Here is a 22,834-nt window from a genome sequence, read left to right on the forward strand (position 1 = left end):
CAAAGTTAACAACTTGAAACTAAATAAACCTGAAACTTTAAACAAAAAAAAATGAAAGACCTTTTCGGAAAAGCCATTTTAGATTACCAAACCAATAACTCTCCAGAAGATTTAATCACAGAAACTTCTATTTCGGAAGCCGATGAAATGAGCGTTGCCTATTTGTTTCGTGATTTTAAAGACATGCCAAAACTGGAACAAAAAGCATTGCAATTGGCAAAAGGTAAAGTTTTAGATGTTGGTTGTGGAGCCGGAAGTCACACTTTGTATTTGCAGAAAAAAGGTTTTGATGTAACCGCAATAGATATTTCAGAAAACGCGATTAAAGCTTGTGAGTTAAGAGGTTTGAAAAACTGTAAAGTTTCGGATGTTTTGAATTTAGATACTTCGGAAAAATTTGATACTATACTTCTTTTGATGAATGGAACTGGAATTTTCGGAAAAATGAATCAAATTTCGAAGTTCTTACAAAAATTGAAATCGCTTTTAAACGAAGGCGGACAAATTTTAATTGATAGTTCCGACTTAATTTATATGTACGACCAAGACGAAGAAGGCGCTTACGAAGTTCCAGCGAATGGTTATTATGGCGAATTAACTTTTACGATTCAATATAAAGAAGAAACCGAAGATACTTTTGATTGGTTATATTTGGATTATAATACCTTGCAAAATGCAGCATTCGCAAATGGTTTAGAATGTGAATTGATTTCGGAAGGCAAGCATTTTGATTACTTAGCAAAGCTATCCAAAATCTGATTGAAAGTTTTTGTAACACAAAGTATCACGAAGTTTTTGCACAAAGTTTCACAAAGAAAAGATTTATCCTTTGCGGCTTAGCGTCTTTGCGAGCAAAACTTATGGAATATTCAAATATTTATGCGTTTGCAACGAAACTCTCCATTTTGGATTGTTCATCACATAATCCACAATTAAAGGAGTCATTTCTTCTTTTTTGCTCCACTCAGGTTGTAAAAATAAAATCGCGTTTGGATTTACTTTAGCTGCTTGTTCTTCCGCAAAAATAAAATCGTGTTTGTTGTAGATGATTACTTTTAATTCATGCGCCATATCGTAAGCACTTTGAACCGGCAATTTGTTTTTCTTTGGCGATAAACAAAACCAATCCCAAGTTCCAGTTACTTCATAAGCTCCCGAAGTTTCGATATGTACTTTTAAATTTTGATATTTTAATTTTGAGGTCAACAACGTCATGTCCCAAGTCAAAGGTTCGCCACCAGTAACTACAACGGTGTCTGCATATTTTTTTGCATTGGCAACAATTACATCTGTATTTGTTGGAGGATGTAATTCTGCATTCCAACTTTCTTTCACATCGCACCAATGGCAACCTACATCGCAACCGCCAATTCTAATAAAATAAGCTGCTGTTCCCGTATGATATCCCTCGCCTTGAATCGTGTAAAACTCCTCCATTAAAGGCAACATTTCGCCTTTTTCAACCGCTAATTGTACTTCTTTCTGTAACATCTCAAATAAAAATAGTGGGCAAAGATACGACTTGAAAATTAGATTTTAGAAATAAGAAGTTAGAAATTAATTTTAAAACTTGAAATTGTACTTGTCTTTGTCCTTGAAATTTCCTCCGATTTTAACTACATTTGAAATTCAAAATACATCCAAAATGAGCAAGACAGAAGATTTTAGCAAACATATAAACGAAGGTTACACATGTAAAGGAGAATTTATCACTTTAGGTGGTGGAATTTTAGATGGTGAAGCGGTTCCTAATACACATGTGAAAATTCCATTAAAAACTTTGAATCGTCACGGATTAATTGCGGGTGCAACAGGAACTGGAAAAACCAAAACCATCCAAGTGTTATCGGAACAATTATCGCAAAATGGCATTCCGGTTTTGATGATGGATATCAAAGGTGATTTTTCTGGAATTGCAATGCCTGGCGAAGAGAAATCGTTTATCACCGAACGTCATGCTAAAATTTCGATTCCTTATGAAACGAAAGGTTTTCCTGTAGAATTAATGACGATTTCAGAACAAAATGGTGTTCGACTACGAGCTACAGTTTCTGAATTTGGACCCGTTTTATTTTCTCGAATTTTAGATTTGAATGACACGCAATCTGGCGTAGTTTCAATCATTTTTAAATATTGTGATGATAATAGTTTGCCATTATTGGATTTGAAAGACTTTAAAAAAGTATTGCAATATGCTACGGAAGATGGTAAACCTGAATTTGAAGCCGAATACGGAAGAATTTCAACAAGTACAACAGGTTCTATATTAAGAAAAATCATTGAACTAGAACAACAAGGTGCTGCATTATTCTTTGGGGAAAAATCTTTTGAAATTGAAGATTTAATGCGAATTGACGAAAATGGAAATGGTTATATTAACATCATTCGTTTAACCGATATTCAAGATAAACCAAAATTATTCTCGACTTTCATGTTGAGTTTGTTAGCCGAAATTTACAATACCATGCCTGAGCAAGGCGATGCTGGGCGACCAGAATTAGTAATTTTCATAGATGAAGCCCATTTGATTTTTGACGAAGCTAGCAAGACATTATTAAATCAAATTGAAACGATTGTGAAATTAATTCGTTCGAAAGGAATTGGAGTGTATTTCATTACGCAAAATCCTATGGATGTTCCTTCTGGAGTTTTGGCGCAATTAGGTTTAAAAATCCAGCATGCATTGAGAGCTTTTACGGCAAATGACAGAAAAGCGATTAAAATGACCGCTGAAAATTATCCTGATACTAATTTTTATGAAACGGATGAAGTATTAACTTCGTTAGGAATTGGAGAAGCATTTGTAACTGCTTTAAGCGAAAAAGGGACACCAACACCTTTAGTTGCTACCATGTTGCGAGCTCCAATGAGTAGAATGGATGTATTATCTGAAAATGAAATTGAAGCGAGTATTGCAAAATCAAAATTAGCAAAAAAATATAATGAAGTTGTTGATCGAGAAAGTGCTTATGAATTGTTAAACAAAAAAATTGCTGTAGCACAAGAAGTAGCTTCGGAACAGGAAATAAAAAAACCAACAAGACGAGCAAAAGAAGAGCCTAGCACAGCAGAAGTTATTGGAAAATCGGTAACTAAAGTAGTTACAAGTGCTACCTTTATTCGTGGCGCTTTTGGCTTACTTATGAAAATGCTAAAGAAATAATGAAAAAATATTTTATTCAAAAATCGCCGTTTGTTGTACCAACAACAGACGGTAAATTAATCGAAGAACATCACGGATTGGCAACCACCAATAATTCAGCAATTTCAATTGCTCATATGATTGCGCCACCTGGATGGAGCGAACCTTTTCAAACACCAGAATTTGATGAATACACTTACATTATAAAAGGCAAAAAGCAATTTATAATTGAAGATGAAAAAGTAATTTTGGAAGCAGGTCAGTCTATTAAAATTGAGAAAAACACAAGAGTTCAATATTCAAATCCTTTTGATGAACCTTGTGAATATATTGCAATTTGTACACCAGCTTTTGATTTTAATAAAGTTCATAGAGAAGAAAATTAATCCTTCTTCTCTACCTCTTTCAATAAACCAAAAGCAAAATAACCAATAATCAATCCTGCTACAACAATTGCCGTCCACAAAAACCATTTTGTTTGCCAGAATTGTTGCGTTATCGATGCTTTATTTGAACTTATCTTTTTAAAATCTGAAATTCTAATTACATTTAATTGCGTTAAATCATTTGGTAGAAATTTCACCAAATCATATTGAGGTTTTGACAAAGTAGAATCTACTACTATTTCATAATTCTTACTAACATCTAAATCGGCAATTAAATAAAATTGATGCTGCAATAATTTGATTTCTTTAATTTCTAAAGGTTCGTTGTCTAAATTTTCGATTTCAATTTCAAAATCTTTTGCTTGAAAACTTTCCCATTTAAAACTATTAGCTGAGTTTGAATCTAAATTAAAAGTAGCAACCGATTTTCTATATATTTCCGATTTCTTTTTTACGCTTCTAGTTTCCTTAATGAAGACGGAAGCTTTTCTAAAAAATCTTGAGTTTTTGAAATTAAATGCTATTCCATCAACTGTATATAAATTATCTGCAGAAAACTTTATAATGTTTTTTTTGTTTGTTTTATCCTCAATTATTTTATGTTTAAAAACTTCTAATACTGTCGTTGGTTCTATTTTTTCATCTCCGATAAAATAACCAACTTCTAAAAGTTTAATAGGCATTGAATTTTTATCAATAAATTCAATTTTTAAAAATTTATAGGAATTGTTCGGAAATGAAACTGTTTTCCTTACATACGTATTTTGAAAATCATTTAAATCGTATAACATTGAGTTCATTACTAATCCAAACCAATGAATTCCATCGTCACTTCCACTAATATTATATTCTTTAGTAAGACCTGTATTGGCAATTTTCAGACTTAATTCTGAACAATATTTCATATTTTGAACGACATTGACAATGTAATATGAAACTGAGTCCTTGAATTGTTTTTGATCCGAAATTCTTAATGATTGATATCGGTTTGAGAAAAAATAGTCTTTATTGAAATCAACTACATAAGGAATTTCTTTTTTTTCATCATCATAAATTCTCAAAAAATGAAAATTTTCATTTGAAGCCGAACGCACTTCAGGAGCAATTAAAATCCTATGAAATCCCTTTTCTTCTACTCTTTCAATAGCACCTTTAAGGCTTTGACCAAAACCAAAAATCGATATAAAACAAAACGAAATAAATAATTTAATTTTCATTTGTACTACTATTTTGAGATTCATCCACCACTAACTTTTTGATTTTTTGATACACAAACGAGATAATCAAAATGAGCACTCCTAATAATATAAATGCTATAATTTTTCCGGTTTCTGAAACGTTATTAATATCATACACAAACAATTTCACAATAGTTAAACCTAGTAATGAAAGTGCAATAATTCGAATTTGTTTCCATTGTTTTTTAATTCCAAAAATCAATAATACAAATGATAAAATTCCCCATAAAATCGGATAACCTATTTTAATTACTTGAACTTTGATAACATTCAATTTATATTGAACATTATATTCATTCATTCGGTAGGTTTCTTTTGGCAAATCAGAACCTTTGAAATCTTCATCAATTTGTTGTAAAATAGTAATCGAATCAACAGCAAAAATATTATGTACAATTAGTTCGTTACTTAAAATATAAACACCACAAAACACTAAAATCCATACGGCCATTTTAGATTTTAAAAACGAAATATGTGCTTTATTTAAAATTTGATTGGATAAAATCATGAAATAAAAAACCAAGCAGGCTAATACAACATAATGAAAATAAAATGCTATAGATGAATTCCAGTTTTTAGCAATGTTCCAAACCACTTCTTTTGATGGAATGTTATACCACCACAACACATATAAAACAAGATTAATCATTACGATAAGTGTAGCAATTTTTTGGACTACTTCTTCTTTTGCTTTAATTCCGAAATAAACAAATAAGGTACTAAAAATAAAATGATAACCCACTGATAATGATAATTGAGAAGACGTATTTTGTATATGATGCCCTGATTGATGAATGATTTCAAAAATCCCAACAAAATAACCAAGAATTAATGCTACCCATGTGATGCCGTTACGATAAAAAACAGGATCAAAATCAATTTTAAAAATAGTTGTAGCTTCGTTTTCTTTTTTCAATAAAAAATAAGTTGCTAATAAAGAAGCTAGTGTTACAATTCCAGTAATAAAAATTGGATTCAAAACTATAGAAAGCTCATAGTTCGAAAAACGATATTGTTTGTCCCAATCGATAATCAAACTAATAATGGATAAAAACTGCACTACCATAGCGCCCAACTTAAACAAACTGATTTTCGATTTTTGCGACAACCAAAACAACAAAACCGCTTCGGCAGCCCAAAACAACGTAATTTGATTGCCATCGAATTGAATAGGAATGGTTAAGGTAACAAACGTTAGGACCAAACCAATTAACAAATACACCGCATTTTTATCCAATCCAAATTTCTTGAATAAAAAAGTAGCATATATTAAATTGTAAATAGCTAATGATAACGTGAACAATCCTTTGAATTCGATTCCCCAATTGTGTAAAATTCCCATTCCCAAACCAAAATACACAAAGGTATTGGCTATGATCATAAAATAATCGATTTTTGAAAACGCTCCTTTTCTTCTCACATTATTCATTACAACTACGATGCTGAAAATAAAATAATATAAAGTAGCAAAAGCAAAAGCACCTTGATGCGGTAATTTATCGGCATATAATTCTTTATAATACCATGAAGAAAGTAATAGATAGCTAAACACAAACGATAATATGGAAACTAAATTCCATTTTTTATAGAAAGCAATTCCTAGAATTCCAATGTTTAAAATAGCGATGTAAGTAAATAAAACAATATAATTTCCTGCACCAGTACTTACCATAAATGGAACTGCAAATCCACCAATTAATGACAAAACGGCTAATTCCTGACGGTCATAATTTACTGATACAAACGTACTAAAAGCGGTAATTACAACCATAATTACAAAAGCAACCGTCTGGCTAAACAAGTGATAATCATGGAATGCAATTGCAATTGTAAAATAAAAAATACTAATCGCACCTGCTACCATTACTGAACTAAATGCTTTGTAATTTTTTCTCAATTTGTGAGCCACTCCCATTACAATTGAACCTGCTAAAATTCCTATTCCAACACGAGCGGTTTCATTAATCCATTCTTTATCAATAGCGTATTTTACAAAGAAACTAATTCCTAAAACTAGAATAAGAATACCAATTTTATTGATTAGATTTTCACCTATGAATTTTTCTAAATCAGGATTATTTTCTTTAAACGTTTCAAACCATGATTTTTCTGGTTCTCTTGGATTTTCTATCTCAACAACTGGAATTTGATGTTCAACTTCTTCCTTGATTTCGACTTTTATTGGCTCAATAATCGGAATAATCTCAGGCGTTTTTTCAACAACTTCAATTGGCTTTTCAATAATTTCTTCTTTTACAATTGGTTGTGGAGTTTGCACTGACTCTTTACGTATTTCTGTGGTAACTTTTGAACTATCTTGTATAGGTTTAGTATGTAATTCATTTCTTAGTTCATTTACCTTTTCGTTTAATCGATAAATGACATCATTAAGTTGTTGAAACTTTGAATTTATAGAGGTTAGTAAAACAATTACTATAACCAATATAGCAAGTAATAAAATAGTATCCATGTAAATAAAACATTAGTCTATCTCAAAGATAAACTATTTTGTAAGAAAAAAATCCAAATCGCATTATTTTGAGATTTGGATTTTCTTTTTATTGAAGTAATTCTAAAATTTTATTTTCTATTTGTGGTGAATCCCAAATTTCTTCAATGTTTTCCGTTTTTAAAACTTCTTGCATAATTTCATTTTGAAAATCTCCAATTGCCATAGCTTCAGAATACGGTTGTAAACTAAAAGTTACTCGGCTATACAATGGCATCCATTTTTCTGGATGCTTATCTGAGAACCATTTTTCAATTTTCTTTTGTAACAGAAATTTTTCATCAGCCGTTTTATTGCTCATTTCTTCAAAATTTCTTCTTGAAAGTTCGGCAATGGCATCAGCATTTGGTTTTCTAGAAATCTCGTAAGCTTTGAATATTTGATTCCAATCGTCACCATATTGTTGCATCATTTCATTTAGTATGGTGATATCTTCAAATCCAGCATTCATACCGTGTCCATAAAATGGTACAATAGCATGTGCCGAATCGCCAATTAAAGCTACTTTGTCTTCAAATGTCCAAGGAAAACATTTCATAATGGCTAAATAACTCGTAGGATTTTTAAAGAAATCACGCACTAAATCTGGAATTACTTCTTTAGTGTCTGGAAAATATTTTGCAAAAAAATCAACTAAAGAAGTTTCATCATTTAATGATTCAAAAGAGTTTTCTCCTTTAAATGGCATGAATAAAGTACATGTAAAAGTACCATCTAAATTAGCTAATGCCATTAACATGAAATTGCCTCTTGGCCAAATATGTAATGAATTTTTATCAATCTTGTGAGAACCATCTGCATTAGCTGGAATGTGTAATTCCTTGTATCCGATTTCCATGAATTCTTGCGAATAATCAAACATAGATTGTCGTTGCATTCTATGTCTAATTCTCGAAAAAGCACCATCCGCACCAAATACTTTATCGTATTTTAATTCTGACCAGGCACCTTGTTCGGTTTCGCCTTCGTATAAAGTAGCAGTTGCTAAATTGATATCCCAAATTTTCCTTTCGAAGAAGAATTCCACGCCTTCTGCTTCAGCCAAATCGACCATTTTTCTATTCAAAACGCCTCTTGAAAATGAAAAAATAGCCTCTCCTTCTTTACCGTAAAATTGATAATTCAATTTTCCATCTTGTAAATGAATCGCTCTCTTATCCACAGGAATACCAATTTTTCGTATTTCTTCATCTAAGCCAACATCTTTTAAAGCTTTCCATCCGCGATCTGACATTACCAAATTAATAGAACGACCCGAAAATTGAATGGTCCTAATATCTGGACTTCTGTCAAAAACGTGAACAATGTGACCTGCTCTTTTTAAATAGATTGCTAATAAAGTTCCGACTAATCCAGAACCTACAACAGCAATTTTTTGTGGCGTTTGCATGAAGATTATTGTAAAAATTTGGACTACAAAAATACGGAATAATAAAATTTAATCTCTGACTTTTATCAGTTTTTTACAAGTCGTTGAGATTTTTTGTTTAATATTTTTTATTTTTAGTTAAACAAAATGTATCTTTGAATAAAAATTGCTATGAGAAAGATTACAAAAGAAGATTTATCCCAAATGTCAAAAGTTCCTAGATTGAACTTGGTAAATTGTGTAACGGGATATAAATCAGCAAATCTAATCGGGACTGTATCAAAAGAAGGCACTCTAAATGTAGCGATTTTCAGTAGTGTGACCCACTTAGGAAGCGAACCACCCTTATTAGGATTCATTTTAAGACCTACAACAGTACCAAGGGATACATACAAAAATCTAAAAGAAATAGGCTATTTTTCAGTAAATCATATTACAGAAGAAATGATTGCTGATGCGCATCATACTTCTTCTAGTTATGATGAACATATTTCGGAATTTGACAAAACGAATTTAGAACCTGAATTTTTTGATGACTTGAAAGTCCCTTTTGTAAAAGGAAGTCCGGTTCAATTACTTTGCAAATATGTTAACGAATACAAAATTGAAGAAAATGATTGTATTCACATTATTGCATCAATTGAAACGATTTATGCAGATGAAAATCTGTTTCATGATGACAATTGGATGCAACTTGATCGAGGAAATGTAGTTGCAATAAATGGCTTAGATGGTTATGCAGTTCCAAAATTAGCAGACAGATTTCATTATGCAAGACCTGATAAACCAACTACTTCAATGTTATAATGGCGCATAAAAAAGTAAATCTTCCCGAAAAAATCTGCAAAACTTGTCAACGCCCTTTTTCATGGCGCAAAAAATGGGAGAAAAACTGGGAAGATGTGGTGTATTGTAGTGATAAATGCAGAAAAAATAAGAATTGATATCAAGATATTTGGATGTTCGGATATTCGGATGTTCTGATATTCTGAAATTCGGATAAAAAATTCTCCGAAAATCCAAAATCTGAAAATCTATAAATCAAAAAGATATGAACGGATTAGTGTGGTTTAGAAACGATTTGCGCACGATTGATAATCATTCGTTGTACAATGCGTGTAGAGAAAATGAAAAAGTAATAGGAATATATTGTCTAGATCCAAGACATTTCGAAACTACCCAATATGGTTTCAAGAAAACAGAAAAATTCAGAACCCAATTTCTTTTAGAAACTTTAACCGAATTACAACAAAATTTAGCTGAGAAAAATATCACATTATTAGTTTATTACGGTTATCCCGAACAATTGATTCCAAAAGTAGCGGCTAAATATCAAATTGATACGATTTATATCCAAAACGAATGGACGCAAGAAGAAGTAGACGTTGAAACCGAAGTCCGAAATCTAATTCCAGCGGTGAATTGGAAAACGTATTACGACCAATTCTTATTTCATCCGGATGATGTTCCGTATGAAGATTGGGAGAAAATTCCAGAAGTTTTTACCGAGTTTAGAAAGCAATTGGAAAAGAAAATTCGAGTGCGACCAACCGTTTCCATCTCAGCAAAACCAATTGCTAATCTAATTGAAGAAAAAACTAATATTCCAACTTTGGAAGATTTAGGATTTGACTCCGAGGCTTCGGAGTTTAAGCAACCAAATAAGACCGCTTTTCCTTTTAAAGGTGGCGAAAATCAAGCTAAAAAAAGAATCAAAGACTACTTTTGGGACACCAAAAAACTAGCGGTTTACAAGAAAACTCGTAATGGTTTAGTTGGAAAAGATTACAGTTCAAAACTATCGGCTTGGTTGGCAAATGGAAGTATTTCTGCACGAATGATTTACTGGGAAGTGCAACAATTTGAGAAAAAAGTAGTCAAAAACGAAGATACGTATTGGTTAATTTTCGAATTAATTTGGCGCGACTATTTCAAATATATTTCGCTGAAACACGGTAATAAAATTTTCCAATTGAACGGCATTTTGCAAAAAGAATACCATTGGAACCAAAACACCAAAGCTTTTAATCAATGGATAAACGGAACAACTCCAGAAAATTTCGTGAATGCCAATATGATTGAATTGCAAAAAACAGGTTGGATGAGCAATCGTGGTCGTCAAAATGTCGCGAGTTATTGGGCAAAAGAATGGGAACAAGATTGGCGAATTGGTGCAGCGTATTTTGAAAGTATGTTAATTGATTATGATGTGCACAGTAATTATGGCAATTGGATGTACAATGCTGGTGTTGGCAACGATCCAAGAGATAGAAAATTCAACATCAAACGTCAAGCGGAAATGTACGATGGCGACGGAAAATTTCAAAAAATGTGGTTAATTCCAGAATTATTTTAAATGAGAACACTTCGATTACTTTTGGGTGACCAACTCAATTCGGAACATTCTTGGTTTGACGAAATCAATCCGAATATAGTTTATGTAATGGCAGAAATATGTCAGGAAACGGATTATGTGAAACATCACATTCAAAAAGTAGTCGCATTTTTTCTTTCCATGCGAAATTTTTCGAAAGAATTGACAAAACGAGGTCATCAAGTTGTTTATTATAAAATTTCGGATGAAAATAATCCGCATAATTTAGAACAATTGATTTTGGTTTTGGTTGAAGAACATAAAATCGAGAAATTTGAATACCAATTTCCTGATGAATATCGTCTAGACGTACAATTGAAATCCATCTGTGAAAAACTTACTATTCCAACAAAAGCAGTGGATTCCGAACATTTTTATACTTCCAGAAATGAATTAGCGGATTTTTTCAAAGGAAAAAAGCAACTATTGATGGAAAGTTTCTATCGTATGATGCGAAAAAAACACGATGTTTTGATGGTTGGTGATCAACCACTTGATGGAAAATGGAATTTTGACCACAACAACCGTAATCAATATAAAAATGAAGTTCCGATTCCGTTTCCTTTGGAATTTCATAAAAATGTGAGTGAAATTGTTGTCGAAATTGAAAGTCAAAATATCATCACTTTTGGAAGCATTGATAGAGAAAATTTCAGCTGGCCGACTTCAAGAAATGAAAGTTTGCAATTGATTGACTATTTCTGTGCGCATTTGTTGGAGCATTTTGGAACCTATCAAGATTCGTTGTTTTCTGGACATAAATTTCTGTTTCACTCGCGTTTGTCTTTTGCGATGAATTCCAAAATGATAAGTCCGAAAGAAGTGGTGGATGCTGTGGTTTCGTATTATTATCAAAATCAAGAAACGATTGAATTGGCGCAAGTAGAAGGTTTTGTGCGACAAATTATTGGTTGGCGCGAATATGTCAGAGGAATTTATTGGAAAGAAATGCCCAATTATGCCCAAATGAACACATTGGAAAATTACAATCCGTTACCTGATTTCTTTTGGACAGGAAAAACCAAAATGAAATGCATGCAACATTCGATTTCCCAAAGTTTATCGGAAGCCTATGCGCATCATATTCAGCGTTTAATGGTTATTGGTAATTTTTCTCTATTAGCCCAATTGCATCCTGATGAAGTTGATGCTTGGTATTTAGGGGTCTACATCGATGCGATTGAATGGGTAGAAATGCCGAATACTCGCGGCATGAGTCAATATGCTGATGGTGGCATTGTAGCTACTAAACCATATGTTTCTTCAGGAAGCTACATTAATAAAATGAGTAATTATTGTGGCAGTTGTCATTACAATGTAAAAGAGAAATTGGGTGAAAAAGCCTGTCCGTTTAACAGTTTGTATTGGCATTTTTTAGATGAGAAAAAACAACATTTTGCCAATAATCAAAGAATGAGCATGATGTTAGCCTTACTTAGAAAAATGAAACCTGAAGAATTAGCGGCTACTAAAGAAAAAGCGATTTCGATTTTGGATGATATCAATAACTTATAAAAAACCGAAGCAATGCTTCGGTTTAGACTTGTATATGTCCCCAATTTTCACCCCATTTAATGCGGTAAATTTGCATTTCAGAAACATTAAATTCTTTAGCGGTTTTTCTAACACTAAACTTTTCTCCTTGACGTTTCATTTTCAACTTAATTCGCATCACTTGAGTAGAGGTTAATTTTCTACCATCGCGTTTAATGTTATCTTCTTGAAATTTTTTAAAAGCGGCTTTTACAGCTGGACTTTTATGACCGTGAGCTCGCATTTCTTCATAAGTTGCCCATTTTAGATTATACAATTGATTGTTCATTTTGTCATAATCTAAATGTAAAACGTATTCTTGATCCTCACTTTCCTTTGGTAAAAAAAGTTCGGCTACCATTTTATGAATAGCATGAAAATAGAATTTCTTTACACCATTAGATATTCTAACATAGCGTAAAAAAAGAAAACCTTCTGTAGGAGCGCCTTTTAAAATCTTCCCATTTTCAATTGTATCGGTAAAACTTTTAAGTCTTCCATAGTTTGAAACGGCATACCTAACTTTTCCTGGTACTTTAATTGGATATTCCCTCCACTGTTCTATTACAAAGTGACTCATACTTTTTTACTTTAAATAAATTAAGTGGTAGATTATGTTTAGACTTATCGTTTGAGGCTATGCAAGATATAAATTATTTGTTAAACTTGATTTTCTTCCCAACATTCATTTTTTGTGATTTAGCAAATGCACCACACATATGGAATAACATTCTTGCACCTACGTTCCCGTCCCAATCATCATCCCCTGGAGCAACTTCAACCAAATCAAATCCGATGATTTCCTTATTCGTTTCAGCTAAGCGACTAAACAAATAAGCGGCTTGCTCAAATGAAAATCCACCCGGAACTGGTGTTCCTGTATTTGGACAATACCAAGGATACATTCCATCAATATCAAAAGAAATGCAAACTTTTTCTGGTAATGAAGCGATGATATGGTCGCATTGTTGTTGCCACGTTTTACCTTCGAAAGCTTCCTGTTTTAAATCCATATCAGTATGTACTAAAACTCTATCGTTTAAAGCTACTTCGACTTCTTGCTCACAGAAATCGCGAATCCCTACTTGTACAATTTTTGAAATTTGAGGAATTTGTAAGGCATTGTACATAATGGAAGCATGCGAATACGTGAATCCTTCATACGCAATACGTAAATCCATGTGCGCATCTAAATGCAAAATTCCGAAGTTGTCGTATTTAGTTGCTAACGCTTGGTAATATCCTAGTGGTGTTGAGTGATCGCCACCTAAAAGCACTACTTTTTTCCCTTGGTTCATCCAATGCAACACACGGTCTTTAACTTCTTGATGTAATTCTTTACAAACTTTATTGATTTTATCTAAATCGGCTTGTAATGCTGGAAAAGTAGCTACATCTTCTCCGCTTTCTAACGCTTCAATTATGGGTTGGGCTAGACTTTTATATTTTTCTGAATTCTTTGCCCAATGTTCTGGCGCTTCATCCATATAAATACCTAATTTCCATAATTCCGGAAATTCTTGATGATTTAAATCTACTTGAAAAGAAGCATCTAAAACCGCATCTGGTCCTTCCGAAGCACCGGCTCCATAACTTACTGTTACTTCCCAAGGCACTGGAACTACAATAATTTCACTTTGTTCTGCTGAGAAAGGCAATCCAAAAACAGTTGCGTCTGCTAACCCAGGTTGTGATGGGTCGAAATTTTCTATGATTTGTTGTTTAGTCATTCTTTTGATATTGGATTTTCTGATATTCTGATGTTCGGACAGTCTAAAAATCTGAACATCCGATTATCTGAAATCATTACTACTTATTTTTATCGTTTAAATATTTTATAAATTTAATCAACTTTTTGATGATAGAAGACAGTTTTTCCACAATTTGATTGTATTCAATCTCCGTTATGAAACTTAATTCTATACAAACCAACAATTGTGTTTCTATTTCATAGCACGAGCCTAAAGAATTTTCTAAGAAAATTACAAAATGTTTGTCAGACGATTTTGCCGAACCTTCAGCAATATTGGAAGGAATTGAAATAACAGCTCTTTTCAATTGGCTAATTAATCCAAACTTTTCTTCTTCAGGTAATTTTCGAACAAGTTTATAAATTTCTGGACAAAACTTAATACTTTCTTTCCAAACTTCTAATTCTTTGTAATTGTGCATGGCTATTATTTTTGATGTACCGATATTCGGATTACTAGATTTTCGAATAATGAATTCTCAGATATTGGATTTTACTATAATCTGAACATCCGAAAATCCTATAATCTATTTCTCCAATATCAATCTTTTCAATATTTGTCCGAATTCGTACATATCTTCGAAAGAACAATAAAATGGTGCAGGCGCTAAACGAATTACATTAGGTTCTCTCCAATCTGTAATTACTCCGTTTTTCATTAATCGATCAAACAATTCTCTTCCTTGTCCGTGAAGATAAACCGATAATTGACAACCACGCTCTTCTTGATTAGATGGGGTTAAAATTTCAAAATCAGCTCCTTCTAATTCTTTATCAATTTCGTGAAGAATAAATTCTAAATATGAAGTAATTAAATTACGTTTTGCTATTAATTTATCCATTCCTACTTCGGCAAACATTTCTACTGAAGCTAAGTATGGCGCTAAAGATAAAATAGGAAGATTACTTACTTGCCAACCATCTGCTCCGTGCACCGGATCAAAGTCAGGTTCCATTTTAAAACGACGCTCTTTGTTGTGGCCGTACCAACCTGCAAAACGTTTTAATTCTTTATCGTTATGATGTTTTTCATGCACAAAGAATCCCGATGCATTTCCTGGTCCTGAATTCATATATTTATAACTACACCAAGCAGCGAAATCTACATTCCAATCGTGAAGTTCTAGTTTGATATTTCCTGCAGCATGAGCTAAATCCCATCCCACGTAAGCTCCGTGTTTTTGCCCGGCAGCGGTAATGGTTTTCATATCAAAAACTTGACCTGTATAGTAATTTACACCACCTATTAAAACCAATGCTAACTCACTTCCAACCTCATCAATTTTAGCTAAAATATCTTCTAATCGAATATTAGCTTCACCTTCTCTACGCTTTATTTCTACAATCGCATCTTTTGGATTATAACCGTGAAATTTTACTTGGCTTTGGAACATGTATTGATCACTTGGAAAGGCTTTCTCTTCACAAATAATTTTATACTTCTTAGGTGTTGGGTTGTAAAAAGACACCATTAATAAATGAAGATTCACTGTTAAAGTATTCATCACTCCAACTTCAGAAGGCTTAGCTCCAACGATATCACTCAAGGGAACTGCAAAACGTTCTTGATAATCCCACCAAGGTTTATCGGCATAAAAATGGCCTTCTACCGCCATATTTGCCCAGTCGTTCATTACTTCATCAACGTAAACTTTCGTTCTTTTAGGCTGTAAACCCAATGAATTTCCTGTAAAATAAATTACTTGTTTGCCGTTAACTTTAGGAAAATAAAATTCCTCTCTGTAATTTCTTAATTCGTCTTTAGCGTCTAAACTTTGTGCAAATTCGCGTGTGTTTTCAAAAATCATTTTCTTGGTTGTTTGGTTAGCAAAAGTAATTAAAAGTTGTAAGGCATCCAACAATTAAAAAACTCAAAAATTGTATTTCAGATGTGCTATCGAGAAAGAAAAAATCCCAATCTTTCGATTGGGATTGAGAAATTATATGATTAACATCGCATCTCCGTAAGAATAAAAGCGATATTTTTCCTGAACTGCTTCTTTATATGCTTTCATCATTAAATCATGACCACAAAAAGCAGATATCATCATTAACAAAGTAGATTTTGGTGTATGAAAATTAGTAATCATACAATCTGCAATACTAAAATCGTAAGGTGGATAAATAAATTTGTTAGTCCAACCTGTGTAAGGATTTAATGTTTTTTGTGATGATACTGAACTTTCCATAGCACGCATAGAAGTAGTTCCTACACAACAGATTTTTTTCTTATTTGCTTTTGCAGTATTAACAATATCACAAGCTTCTTGAGAAATAATCATTTCTTCAGAATCCATTTTGTGTTTTGATAAATCTTCTACCTCAACTGGATTAAATGTCCCTAAACCAACATGAAGTGTAACTTCTGCAAAATTAATTCCTTTAATTTCTAAACGCTTTAATAAATGTTTAGAAAAGTGTAATCCAGCTGTTGGAGCTGCAACTGCACCTTCTTCTTTTGCATAAATCGTTTGGTAACGTTCCGCATCTTCTGGAGTTACTTCACGATTGATGTATTTAGGAATTGGCGTTTCACCAAGTTCTACTAATTTTTCTCTAAATTCTTCATATGAACCATCATATAGGAAACGTAATGTTCTTCCACGCGAAGTAGTGTTATCAATCACTTCAGCCACTAATGAATCATCATCGCCAAAATATAATTTATTCCCAATACGAATTTTACGAGCAGGATCTACTAAAACATCCCACAAACGTTGTTCTGCATTTAATTCTCTTAATAAGAAAACTTCGATACGCGCACCTGTTTTTTCTTTATTTCCGTATAAACGAGCTGGAAAAACTTTGGTGTTATTCAAAACCATTACATCGCCATCATCAAAATAATCGATAACGTCTTTGAATAATTTGTGCTCAATAGTTCCGGTTTTTCTATTAACTACCATTAAACGAGACTCATCTCTGTTTTCGGTTGGAAATTCCGCTAATAATTCTTCAGGTAAATTGAAATTGAAATGAGATAATTTCATTTTTTTTAGTTTAAAAGTTTAAGGTTTAAAAGTTTAAAAATGAATCTAAACTTTAAAAACAAGTTTGCAAATATACAATCTGAAAATAGGGGTTGTCAAGTAAAATGAGATTTATTTTTATGAAACCTCATTTTACCTAACAACCCCAATGGATTTATTTAACAAACTACTATTTTAAAATCAATTAAATTCTATTTTAGAATTAAATATCCCATATAAAACAAGAATGAATACAATAGAAAAAGTGTAATTTCAAGTTTATATTTTTGAATAGCTTTCATTATTTTTTGATTAATTTTTGAGTTGCAACAGCTCCATTTACATCTTCTACTCTAACCATATAAATTCCTGAATTTAATGAATTCGTTTCAATTTGTTTATAAGAAGATTGCAACACTTTTTGCCCTTGAATATTGTAAATTTCTACCGATTTGATTTCGTTTTCAATTTCAATATTTAAAACATCATTAACCGGATTTGGATACATCGCCACTTTTAAATTGTTTTGATTGAAATCTGAAGATGATAAGGTATTGTTAGTGTATAAACTTGTTACATCAGTATCAGAAAGAACAAAATTGTATATTTTTAAATCATCGAAAGTCATACCTACTGAGCTATTTCCTAATTTAAATGTAGAAAGTGCAGTATTTAAACTTTTATTTGCACTTGAAATATATACTCCATTCTTGTACATTTTTACTACACCTCCATCATAAGAAATTACAACGTGTTGCCATGTATCTACTGCATAACTTCCTCCAAAATCAGTATCATTTGCATATCCTTGAAATACAGGACCACCAGATGGATTTATATACATGCCAAAAGTTTGTGAGTTTGCTGCTGCCCCATAAGCAAAAACACCTGGATAGCCACTATTTGAATTTGTTTTATACCACAATGAAATTGTTCTTGCACCAGCACCCGTAGGCAATAATGTAGAAGGTATAGTTGCTGTTGATTGAGCGCCTATTACTTGAATTGCTCCTGTTGAATTCCCATGTCTGTCCGCAACAAAATTTGTATTACTTGATGAAAACGGGTTTGTTCCTACCGTATTATTATATGTATTGTCAAAAGTATATTCTGTTGTTGTCTGATTTACAGTTGATCCATTTTGAGTAATTTCTAAATCATCTACATTAACATAAGCATAATTAGTACTATGATTTACTTCAACTTTAAATCTAACTAGACTACCAGAAGGAATAACTCCCGAAGCAATATTTCCAGTTATTTTTCCTGTATCGTTAAAACAGATTACCGGAAAACTTGTTGAAGAAGCAAATTGAACAAAAGTTGCACTATTATTAACAGCATAATATAATTTTATATTTCCTGAAAATCCTGCAGAACTATTATTTTTATTGTATCCAGCAGAAAAACTAATTGGATCACCATTTGAAGTGTAATTTTGTGTTACAAAATTGCCCGTTTGAACTCCACCATTTCCTAATTGTGTTAAATTTACACTCAAAGAATAAGTACCATCACATGATACCGCTCCATTATTAGTAATACCAAAATTGCTTGTTGTCCATCCTGAAGGAACCGAACCAGACTCAAAACTTTCTGTTACATTAATTTGAGCAAAAGATATACTATTAATAAGTACAAATAAAAAAGAAAATAATTTTGTTTTCATAATTATAGTTTTTGAATTACGGTGTAAAATTAGTTGCCTTCATCCTTGTAAATTACGCGAGTTAACCAAACCCCTTTTTGAGTTTACGAAAACACAAACCTTGCATCAATTGCTTTTTCATTAACTGAAAGCGGAATTTCATTAACTGAATGATATCATATTTAATTGTATTTTTACATTTGGATAAATTTCTAAATTGAAACATTTATATAGTATAGTAGTACTTTTTTTGACCCAAATTACTTTTGGGCAAAATCCCTATTTTAATACTATAGACAAATCACAAGGATTGTTAACCAATAGTGTTTACGACATTTTTGAAGATAAAGACAATTTTATGTGGTTTGCAACCGATAAAGGTTTGTGTCAATTTAATGGTTATACTTTTCAATATTTTAGTCAAGATGGCATGACCTCAAAAGCAGGTTCTTGTATAAAACAAGATGCTTTTGGAAGAATTTGGTACGAAAACTTTGATGGTTATTTGTATTATGTTGAGAAAAATCAATTGAAAAAATTGAATCAAAACAAATCTATTGGTTATTTTAAATACGGAATTATTCAAAACCAATTGTATATCATTAACAAAAACACCGTTGATGTTTATGATTTAAAAACACTTTCACTTATTAAAGAGATTGAACTTAATACAGAGGATAATAAATACATTTTTTTTAGTGACAACACTACATATGTTTTTGAAAATCAATTAATTGTTATTCATAATGATCGCATTCAGCAAAAAATTGATTTACCAAAAGACTTTTCAGAAAACTTTAATTCCATACTAGTTGAAAAAACAAAAGATGGGTTACTTATTGGTTCTAAATTTTCAAATTATTGTTATCTATTTTCTAACAATCAATTTATTAGAAAAGAACTAAATCTAGAAAATACAATTGTTCAAAATTTGAGTTGGTGTAATAATAAAAATTGGCTTTGTACTACGACTGGAATTATAGAAATGGATTGTGTTTTAGGAACAAAACGAAATTTTTTTGATGGAACAAATATTTCCTACATCTACAAAACCAAAAACAACAACTATTGGATTTCTACTCTAACCGAAGGTTTGTTTTATATTGAAAATTTCGACACCCAACTTATAAGCTCTAAAGAAAGTTTAACTTCATTGTGCTTTAAAAATGAACAATTGATTGTAGGAACCAAAAATGATAAAATTCTCGCTTTAGAAAAAAATCAGTTTAAAACCATTTTTACTGGAAAAGACAACCATCAAATGGGACAAGTTTTTCATGATAAACTTTCAAATCAATTGTATTTTACTTCTTCCAAGTTTGGTGTTTTAAATTCGGAACTAAAACTAACCAAAGAATTACCCATTGCTGTTAAAAGTGTTTGCGCTGTCGATCATAAATATATTGCGTTTGCTGCCAGTAGTTCTTCAGGTTTAATTAAAACGAATGAAAATAGCAAAAGTGATTGGGATTTGGTTTACAAGGCTTTTATCGAATTAAAAAACCTCAATTACAACAACATTATTATAAATGCTAAAGGAAAATCAACAGCTTTTGACAGTATTAATAAAACAATTTATTTTGCCACAAACAATGGTTTGTTTTATATTGGTCAAAATGGTTTACTTTCCGAATTAAAGTATAAAAACACTTCATTAAATATCACCAAACTTTCATATGAAAAAGGTATTATTTATGCATGTAATGGTGATTTGAATGTATATCAAATTAATAAAAACATCATTTCAGAAATTAATTTTCCTACGATTATCCAAAAAGAAAATGTAGAAAAAACAATTATTAAAGACAGACTTCTTTTTATTATTACTAACAAATACATTTTTGAGTTCGATTTGCGCACCAAAAAACTTAAGCAAATTATTCATATCAATAGCAATATTGAAGTAAGTGATATCATTCTAAAAAACAACAACTATTACATTTCAACCAATAGAGGTTTAATCCTCAAAAAACAAGAAGTTTACAATCGCTCCAATCCAACTTTTGTTATCAAAGACATAAAAGTAAACGATAAAATTATTGACAAATTAAAACTTAATGATTTATCATATAACGAAAACAACATTCATATTGATTATCGCTTTTTATCACCAACTCCTTTTGAAGAGCACGAATTATTGTATCGAATTAACGAATCGCAATGGCAAAAAGCCGATATTTTAAATCCGGAAATAGTATTAAATTCATTAAATCACGGAAGTTATACTATTGAATTTGTACTAAATTCCGATTTTAAAAACACTACAAAAATTCATTTTACAATCAATCGCCCTTTTTGGTTGCAATTCCCTTTTATATTTGGATTTTCTGCAATTCTCTTAGTATTAATATACTGGCTTTATCGCATCAATATTAAAAAAATCGAGAAGCGAAATCAATTGGTTTTAGACAAGATCAACTTGGAAAAAAATGTAAACAAATCGAAATTGAAAGCCATCAAATCGCAAATGAATCCGCATTTCTTTTACAATGCTTTAAATACATTACAATCGTTTATTTTATCGAATGAAAAACGTTTGGCTATTGATTACTTGTCGAAATTTTCAAACCTAACGCGAACGATTCTAGAAATGACAGAAAAAGATTTTATTTCAATTTCAGAAGAAGTGAAAACGCTTCAACTCTATTTAGACATTGAAAAAGGCCGTTTTGATGAAGATTTTAGTTACGAAATTCAAGTTGGGAAAAATATTGACCAAGAAAGCATCAAAATTCCTACGATGTTATTACAACCTTATGTAGAAAATGCTGTAAAACATGGATTGCTTCACAAACAAGGCGATAAAAAAGTTATCATATTGTTTGAAACACAAAATAATGAACTACTAATCAGCATAGATGATAATGGCATTGGTCGTCAAAAAAGCAACGAATTGAATCAGATAAAAAATAAAAACCATCAGTCATTTGCTACAGAAGCACTACAAAACCGTATAGACTTGTTGAATGAATACAATCATAAAAACATTTCTTTAAAAATAATTGACAAACAAAATCAACAAAACCAACCTACTGGAACATTAGTAGAAATAATAATACCGATAAACATTATATGAGAGCTATAATTATTGACGATGAAAAAAGAGCGCGCTTAAACTTATCACTTCTAGTTGACGAATATTGTAAAAATGTAGAAGTGGTTGCTGAATGCGAAAATCTTCCAGAAGGAGTTAAGGCAATTCGCAAACATCAACCTGATTTGGTATTGTTAGATATTGAAATGCCGGGTCATAGTGGCTTGGAATTATTAGATTTTTTCGATGAAAATGAAGTAAAATTCAAGATTATTTTCACAACTGCTTATCATGAATATGCGTTACAAGCTTTTAAATTTTCGGCAGTAGATTATTTACTAAAACCTATTAATCCCGAAGAATTATCCAATGCGATTTCTCGTATTGAAAAACAAAAATCAAACGAGCAAAATTATTCGCTTTTAAAAGAAACTATGAAACAAGATGTTTTAGAACGCATTGCAGTTCCAAGTGGAAATAGCATTTTGTTTTTAGAGACTGATAACATTGTTTTTATTAAAGGTGAAGGCGCTTATTCAGAAATTAAATGTACAAATGATGTAAAACATGTGGTGAGTAGAAATTTGAAAAATTTTGAAGATATTTTATGTAGTAATCCAAATTTTGTTCGTATTCACAAATCGTATATTGTTAACGTTAATTTTGTTGTAGCCTACAATAAATCAGATGGAGGCAATTTAGTTTTAAAAAATGGTTTACAATTACCTATTTCGTCTGATAAAGTACAAACCATTTTAGACCAAATTCAAATTGTAAAACGATAAAAATTTATACATTTGCGCTATTCGGGATGTAGCGCAGCCTGGTAGCGTACTAGCATGGGGTGCTAGGGGTCGCTGGTTCGAATCCAGTCATCCCGAC

General features: G+C 31.6%; 19 protein-coding genes and 1 tRNA gene. 10 read left to right on the plus strand and 10 right to left on the minus strand.

Annotation, left to right across the window (positions count from 1 at the left end):
• Positions 1-51: 51 nt before the first annotated feature.
• Positions 52-759 carry a class I SAM-dependent methyltransferase gene (locus LOS86_RS12000; RefSeq protein ID WP_231842316.1) on the plus strand — a complete coding sequence of 236 codons (708 nt, stop codon included), beginning with the start codon at positions 52-54 and terminating at the stop codon, positions 757-759.
• A gap of 99 nt (positions 760-858) precedes the next feature.
• Here the strand turns inward: LOS86_RS12000 and LOS86_RS12005 are convergent, their stop codons facing one another.
• Positions 859-1,491, minus strand: coding sequence for a 7-carboxy-7-deazaguanine synthase QueE (locus tag LOS86_RS12005; RefSeq protein WP_231842317.1), 633 nt, complete (start codon positions 1,489-1,491; stop codon positions 859-861).
• Positions 1,492-1,645: 154 nt separating this feature from the next.
• Between LOS86_RS12005 and LOS86_RS12010 the strand changes: the two genes are divergently transcribed.
• Both LOS86_RS12010 and LOS86_RS12015 read left to right on the plus strand, forming a co-directional pair.
• The gene (locus LOS86_RS12010; RefSeq protein WP_231842318.1) at positions 1,646-3,163 is read left to right on the plus strand and encodes a helicase HerA-like domain-containing protein; all 1,518 of its coding nucleotides are present in this window, start codon (positions 1,646-1,648) and stop codon (positions 3,161-3,163) included.
• Entirely contained in the window at positions 3,163-3,528 is a 366-nt protein-coding gene (locus LOS86_RS12015; RefSeq protein ID WP_231842319.1) for a cupin domain-containing protein, read from the plus strand. Before LOS86_RS12010 ends, LOS86_RS12015 begins: the two co-directional genes overlap by 1 nt.
• Here the strand turns inward: LOS86_RS12015 and LOS86_RS12020 are convergent.
• The 3 genes from LOS86_RS12020 to LOS86_RS12030 form a co-directional block, all read right to left on the minus strand.
• Positions 3,525-4,745, minus strand: a complete 1,221-nt coding sequence (locus LOS86_RS12020) for a hypothetical protein (protein WP_231842320.1) — start codon at positions 4,743-4,745, stop codon at positions 3,525-3,527. The two genes, LOS86_RS12015 and LOS86_RS12020, sit on opposite strands and share 4 nt — an antisense overlap.
• Complete coding sequence (locus LOS86_RS12025; protein WP_231842321.1) at positions 4,735-7,236, minus strand: DUF2339 domain-containing protein; 2,502 nt, start codon at positions 7,234-7,236, stop codon at positions 4,735-4,737. The genes LOS86_RS12020 and LOS86_RS12025 overlap by 11 nt, the downstream gene beginning before the upstream one ends.
• A gap of 88 nt (positions 7,237-7,324) precedes the next feature.
• Positions 7,325-8,665: an FAD-dependent oxidoreductase gene (locus LOS86_RS12030; RefSeq protein WP_231842322.1), complete on the minus strand. Its 1,341-nt coding sequence runs from the start codon at positions 8,663-8,665 to the stop codon at positions 7,325-7,327.
• Between the two features lie 150 nt (positions 8,666-8,815).
• Between LOS86_RS12030 and LOS86_RS12035 the strand changes: the two genes are divergently transcribed.
• From LOS86_RS12035 to LOS86_RS12050, 4 genes are all read left to right on the plus strand, one after another.
• Positions 8,816-9,451, plus strand: a complete 636-nt coding sequence (locus LOS86_RS12035) for a flavin reductase family protein (RefSeq protein WP_231842323.1) — start codon at positions 8,816-8,818, stop codon at positions 9,449-9,451.
• A complete protein-coding gene (locus tag LOS86_RS12040; protein WP_231842324.1) occupies positions 9,451-9,588 on the plus strand; it encodes a DUF2256 domain-containing protein in 138 nt (45 codons plus the stop codon). Before LOS86_RS12035 ends, LOS86_RS12040 begins: the two co-directional genes overlap by 1 nt.
• A gap of 107 nt (positions 9,589-9,695) precedes the next feature.
• Complete coding sequence (locus LOS86_RS12045) at positions 9,696-11,000, plus strand: DASH family cryptochrome (protein ID WP_231842325.1); 1,305 nt, start codon at positions 9,696-9,698, stop codon at positions 10,998-11,000.
• Entirely contained in the window at positions 11,001-12,533 is a 1,533-nt protein-coding gene (locus LOS86_RS12050; RefSeq protein WP_231842326.1) for a cryptochrome/photolyase family protein, read from the plus strand.
• Between the two features lie 22 nt (positions 12,534-12,555).
• Here the strand turns inward: LOS86_RS12050 and LOS86_RS12055 are convergent, their stop codons facing one another.
• From LOS86_RS12055 to LOS86_RS12080, 6 genes are all read right to left on the minus strand, one after another.
• Complete coding sequence (locus LOS86_RS12055; protein ID WP_231842327.1) at positions 12,556-13,131, minus strand: NUMOD4 domain-containing protein; 576 nt, start codon at positions 13,129-13,131, stop codon at positions 12,556-12,558.
• Between the two features lie 73 nt (positions 13,132-13,204).
• Positions 13,205-14,281, minus strand: coding sequence for an agmatinase family protein (locus tag LOS86_RS12060; protein WP_231842328.1), 1,077 nt, complete (start codon positions 14,279-14,281; stop codon positions 13,205-13,207).
• A 79-nt stretch (positions 14,282-14,360) separates the two neighbouring features.
• Entirely contained in the window at positions 14,361-14,723 is a 363-nt protein-coding gene (locus LOS86_RS12065; protein ID WP_231842329.1) for a four helix bundle protein, read from the minus strand.
• Between the two features lie 105 nt (positions 14,724-14,828).
• Positions 14,829-16,109, minus strand: coding sequence for a kynureninase (gene kynU, locus LOS86_RS12070; RefSeq protein ID WP_231842330.1), 1,281 nt, complete (start codon positions 16,107-16,109; stop codon positions 14,829-14,831).
• Between the two features lie 132 nt (positions 16,110-16,241).
• Positions 16,242-17,291, minus strand: coding sequence for a tRNA preQ1(34) S-adenosylmethionine ribosyltransferase-isomerase QueA (queA, locus tag LOS86_RS12075; protein ID WP_231842331.1), 1,050 nt, complete (start codon positions 17,289-17,291; stop codon positions 16,242-16,244).
• Positions 17,292-17,571: 280 nt separating this feature from the next.
• A complete protein-coding gene (locus LOS86_RS12080) occupies positions 17,572-18,939 on the minus strand; it encodes a T9SS type A sorting domain-containing protein (protein WP_231842332.1) in 1,368 nt (455 codons plus the stop codon).
• 196 nt (positions 18,940-19,135) lie between these two features.
• Between LOS86_RS12080 and LOS86_RS12085 the strand changes: the two genes are divergently transcribed.
• The 3 genes from LOS86_RS12085 (at position 19,136) to LOS86_RS12095 (ending at position 22,833) form a co-directional block, all read left to right on the plus strand.
• Positions 19,136-21,994, plus strand: coding sequence for a sensor histidine kinase (locus tag LOS86_RS12085; protein WP_231842333.1), 2,859 nt, complete (start codon positions 19,136-19,138; stop codon positions 21,992-21,994).
• A complete protein-coding gene (locus LOS86_RS12090; RefSeq protein WP_231842334.1) occupies positions 21,991-22,737 on the plus strand; it encodes a LytR/AlgR family response regulator transcription factor in 747 nt (248 codons plus the stop codon). The genes LOS86_RS12085 and LOS86_RS12090 overlap by 4 nt, the downstream gene beginning before the upstream one ends.
• A 22-nt stretch (positions 22,738-22,759) precedes the next feature.
• Positions 22,760-22,833, plus strand: a tRNA-Pro gene (locus tag LOS86_RS12095).
• Position 22,834 lies beyond the last annotated feature (1 nt).

It is taken from the genome of Flavobacterium cyclinae (assembly GCF_021172145.1).
GTDB classification, from domain to species: domain Bacteria; phylum Bacteroidota; class Bacteroidia; order Flavobacteriales; family Flavobacteriaceae; genus Flavobacterium; species Flavobacterium cyclinae.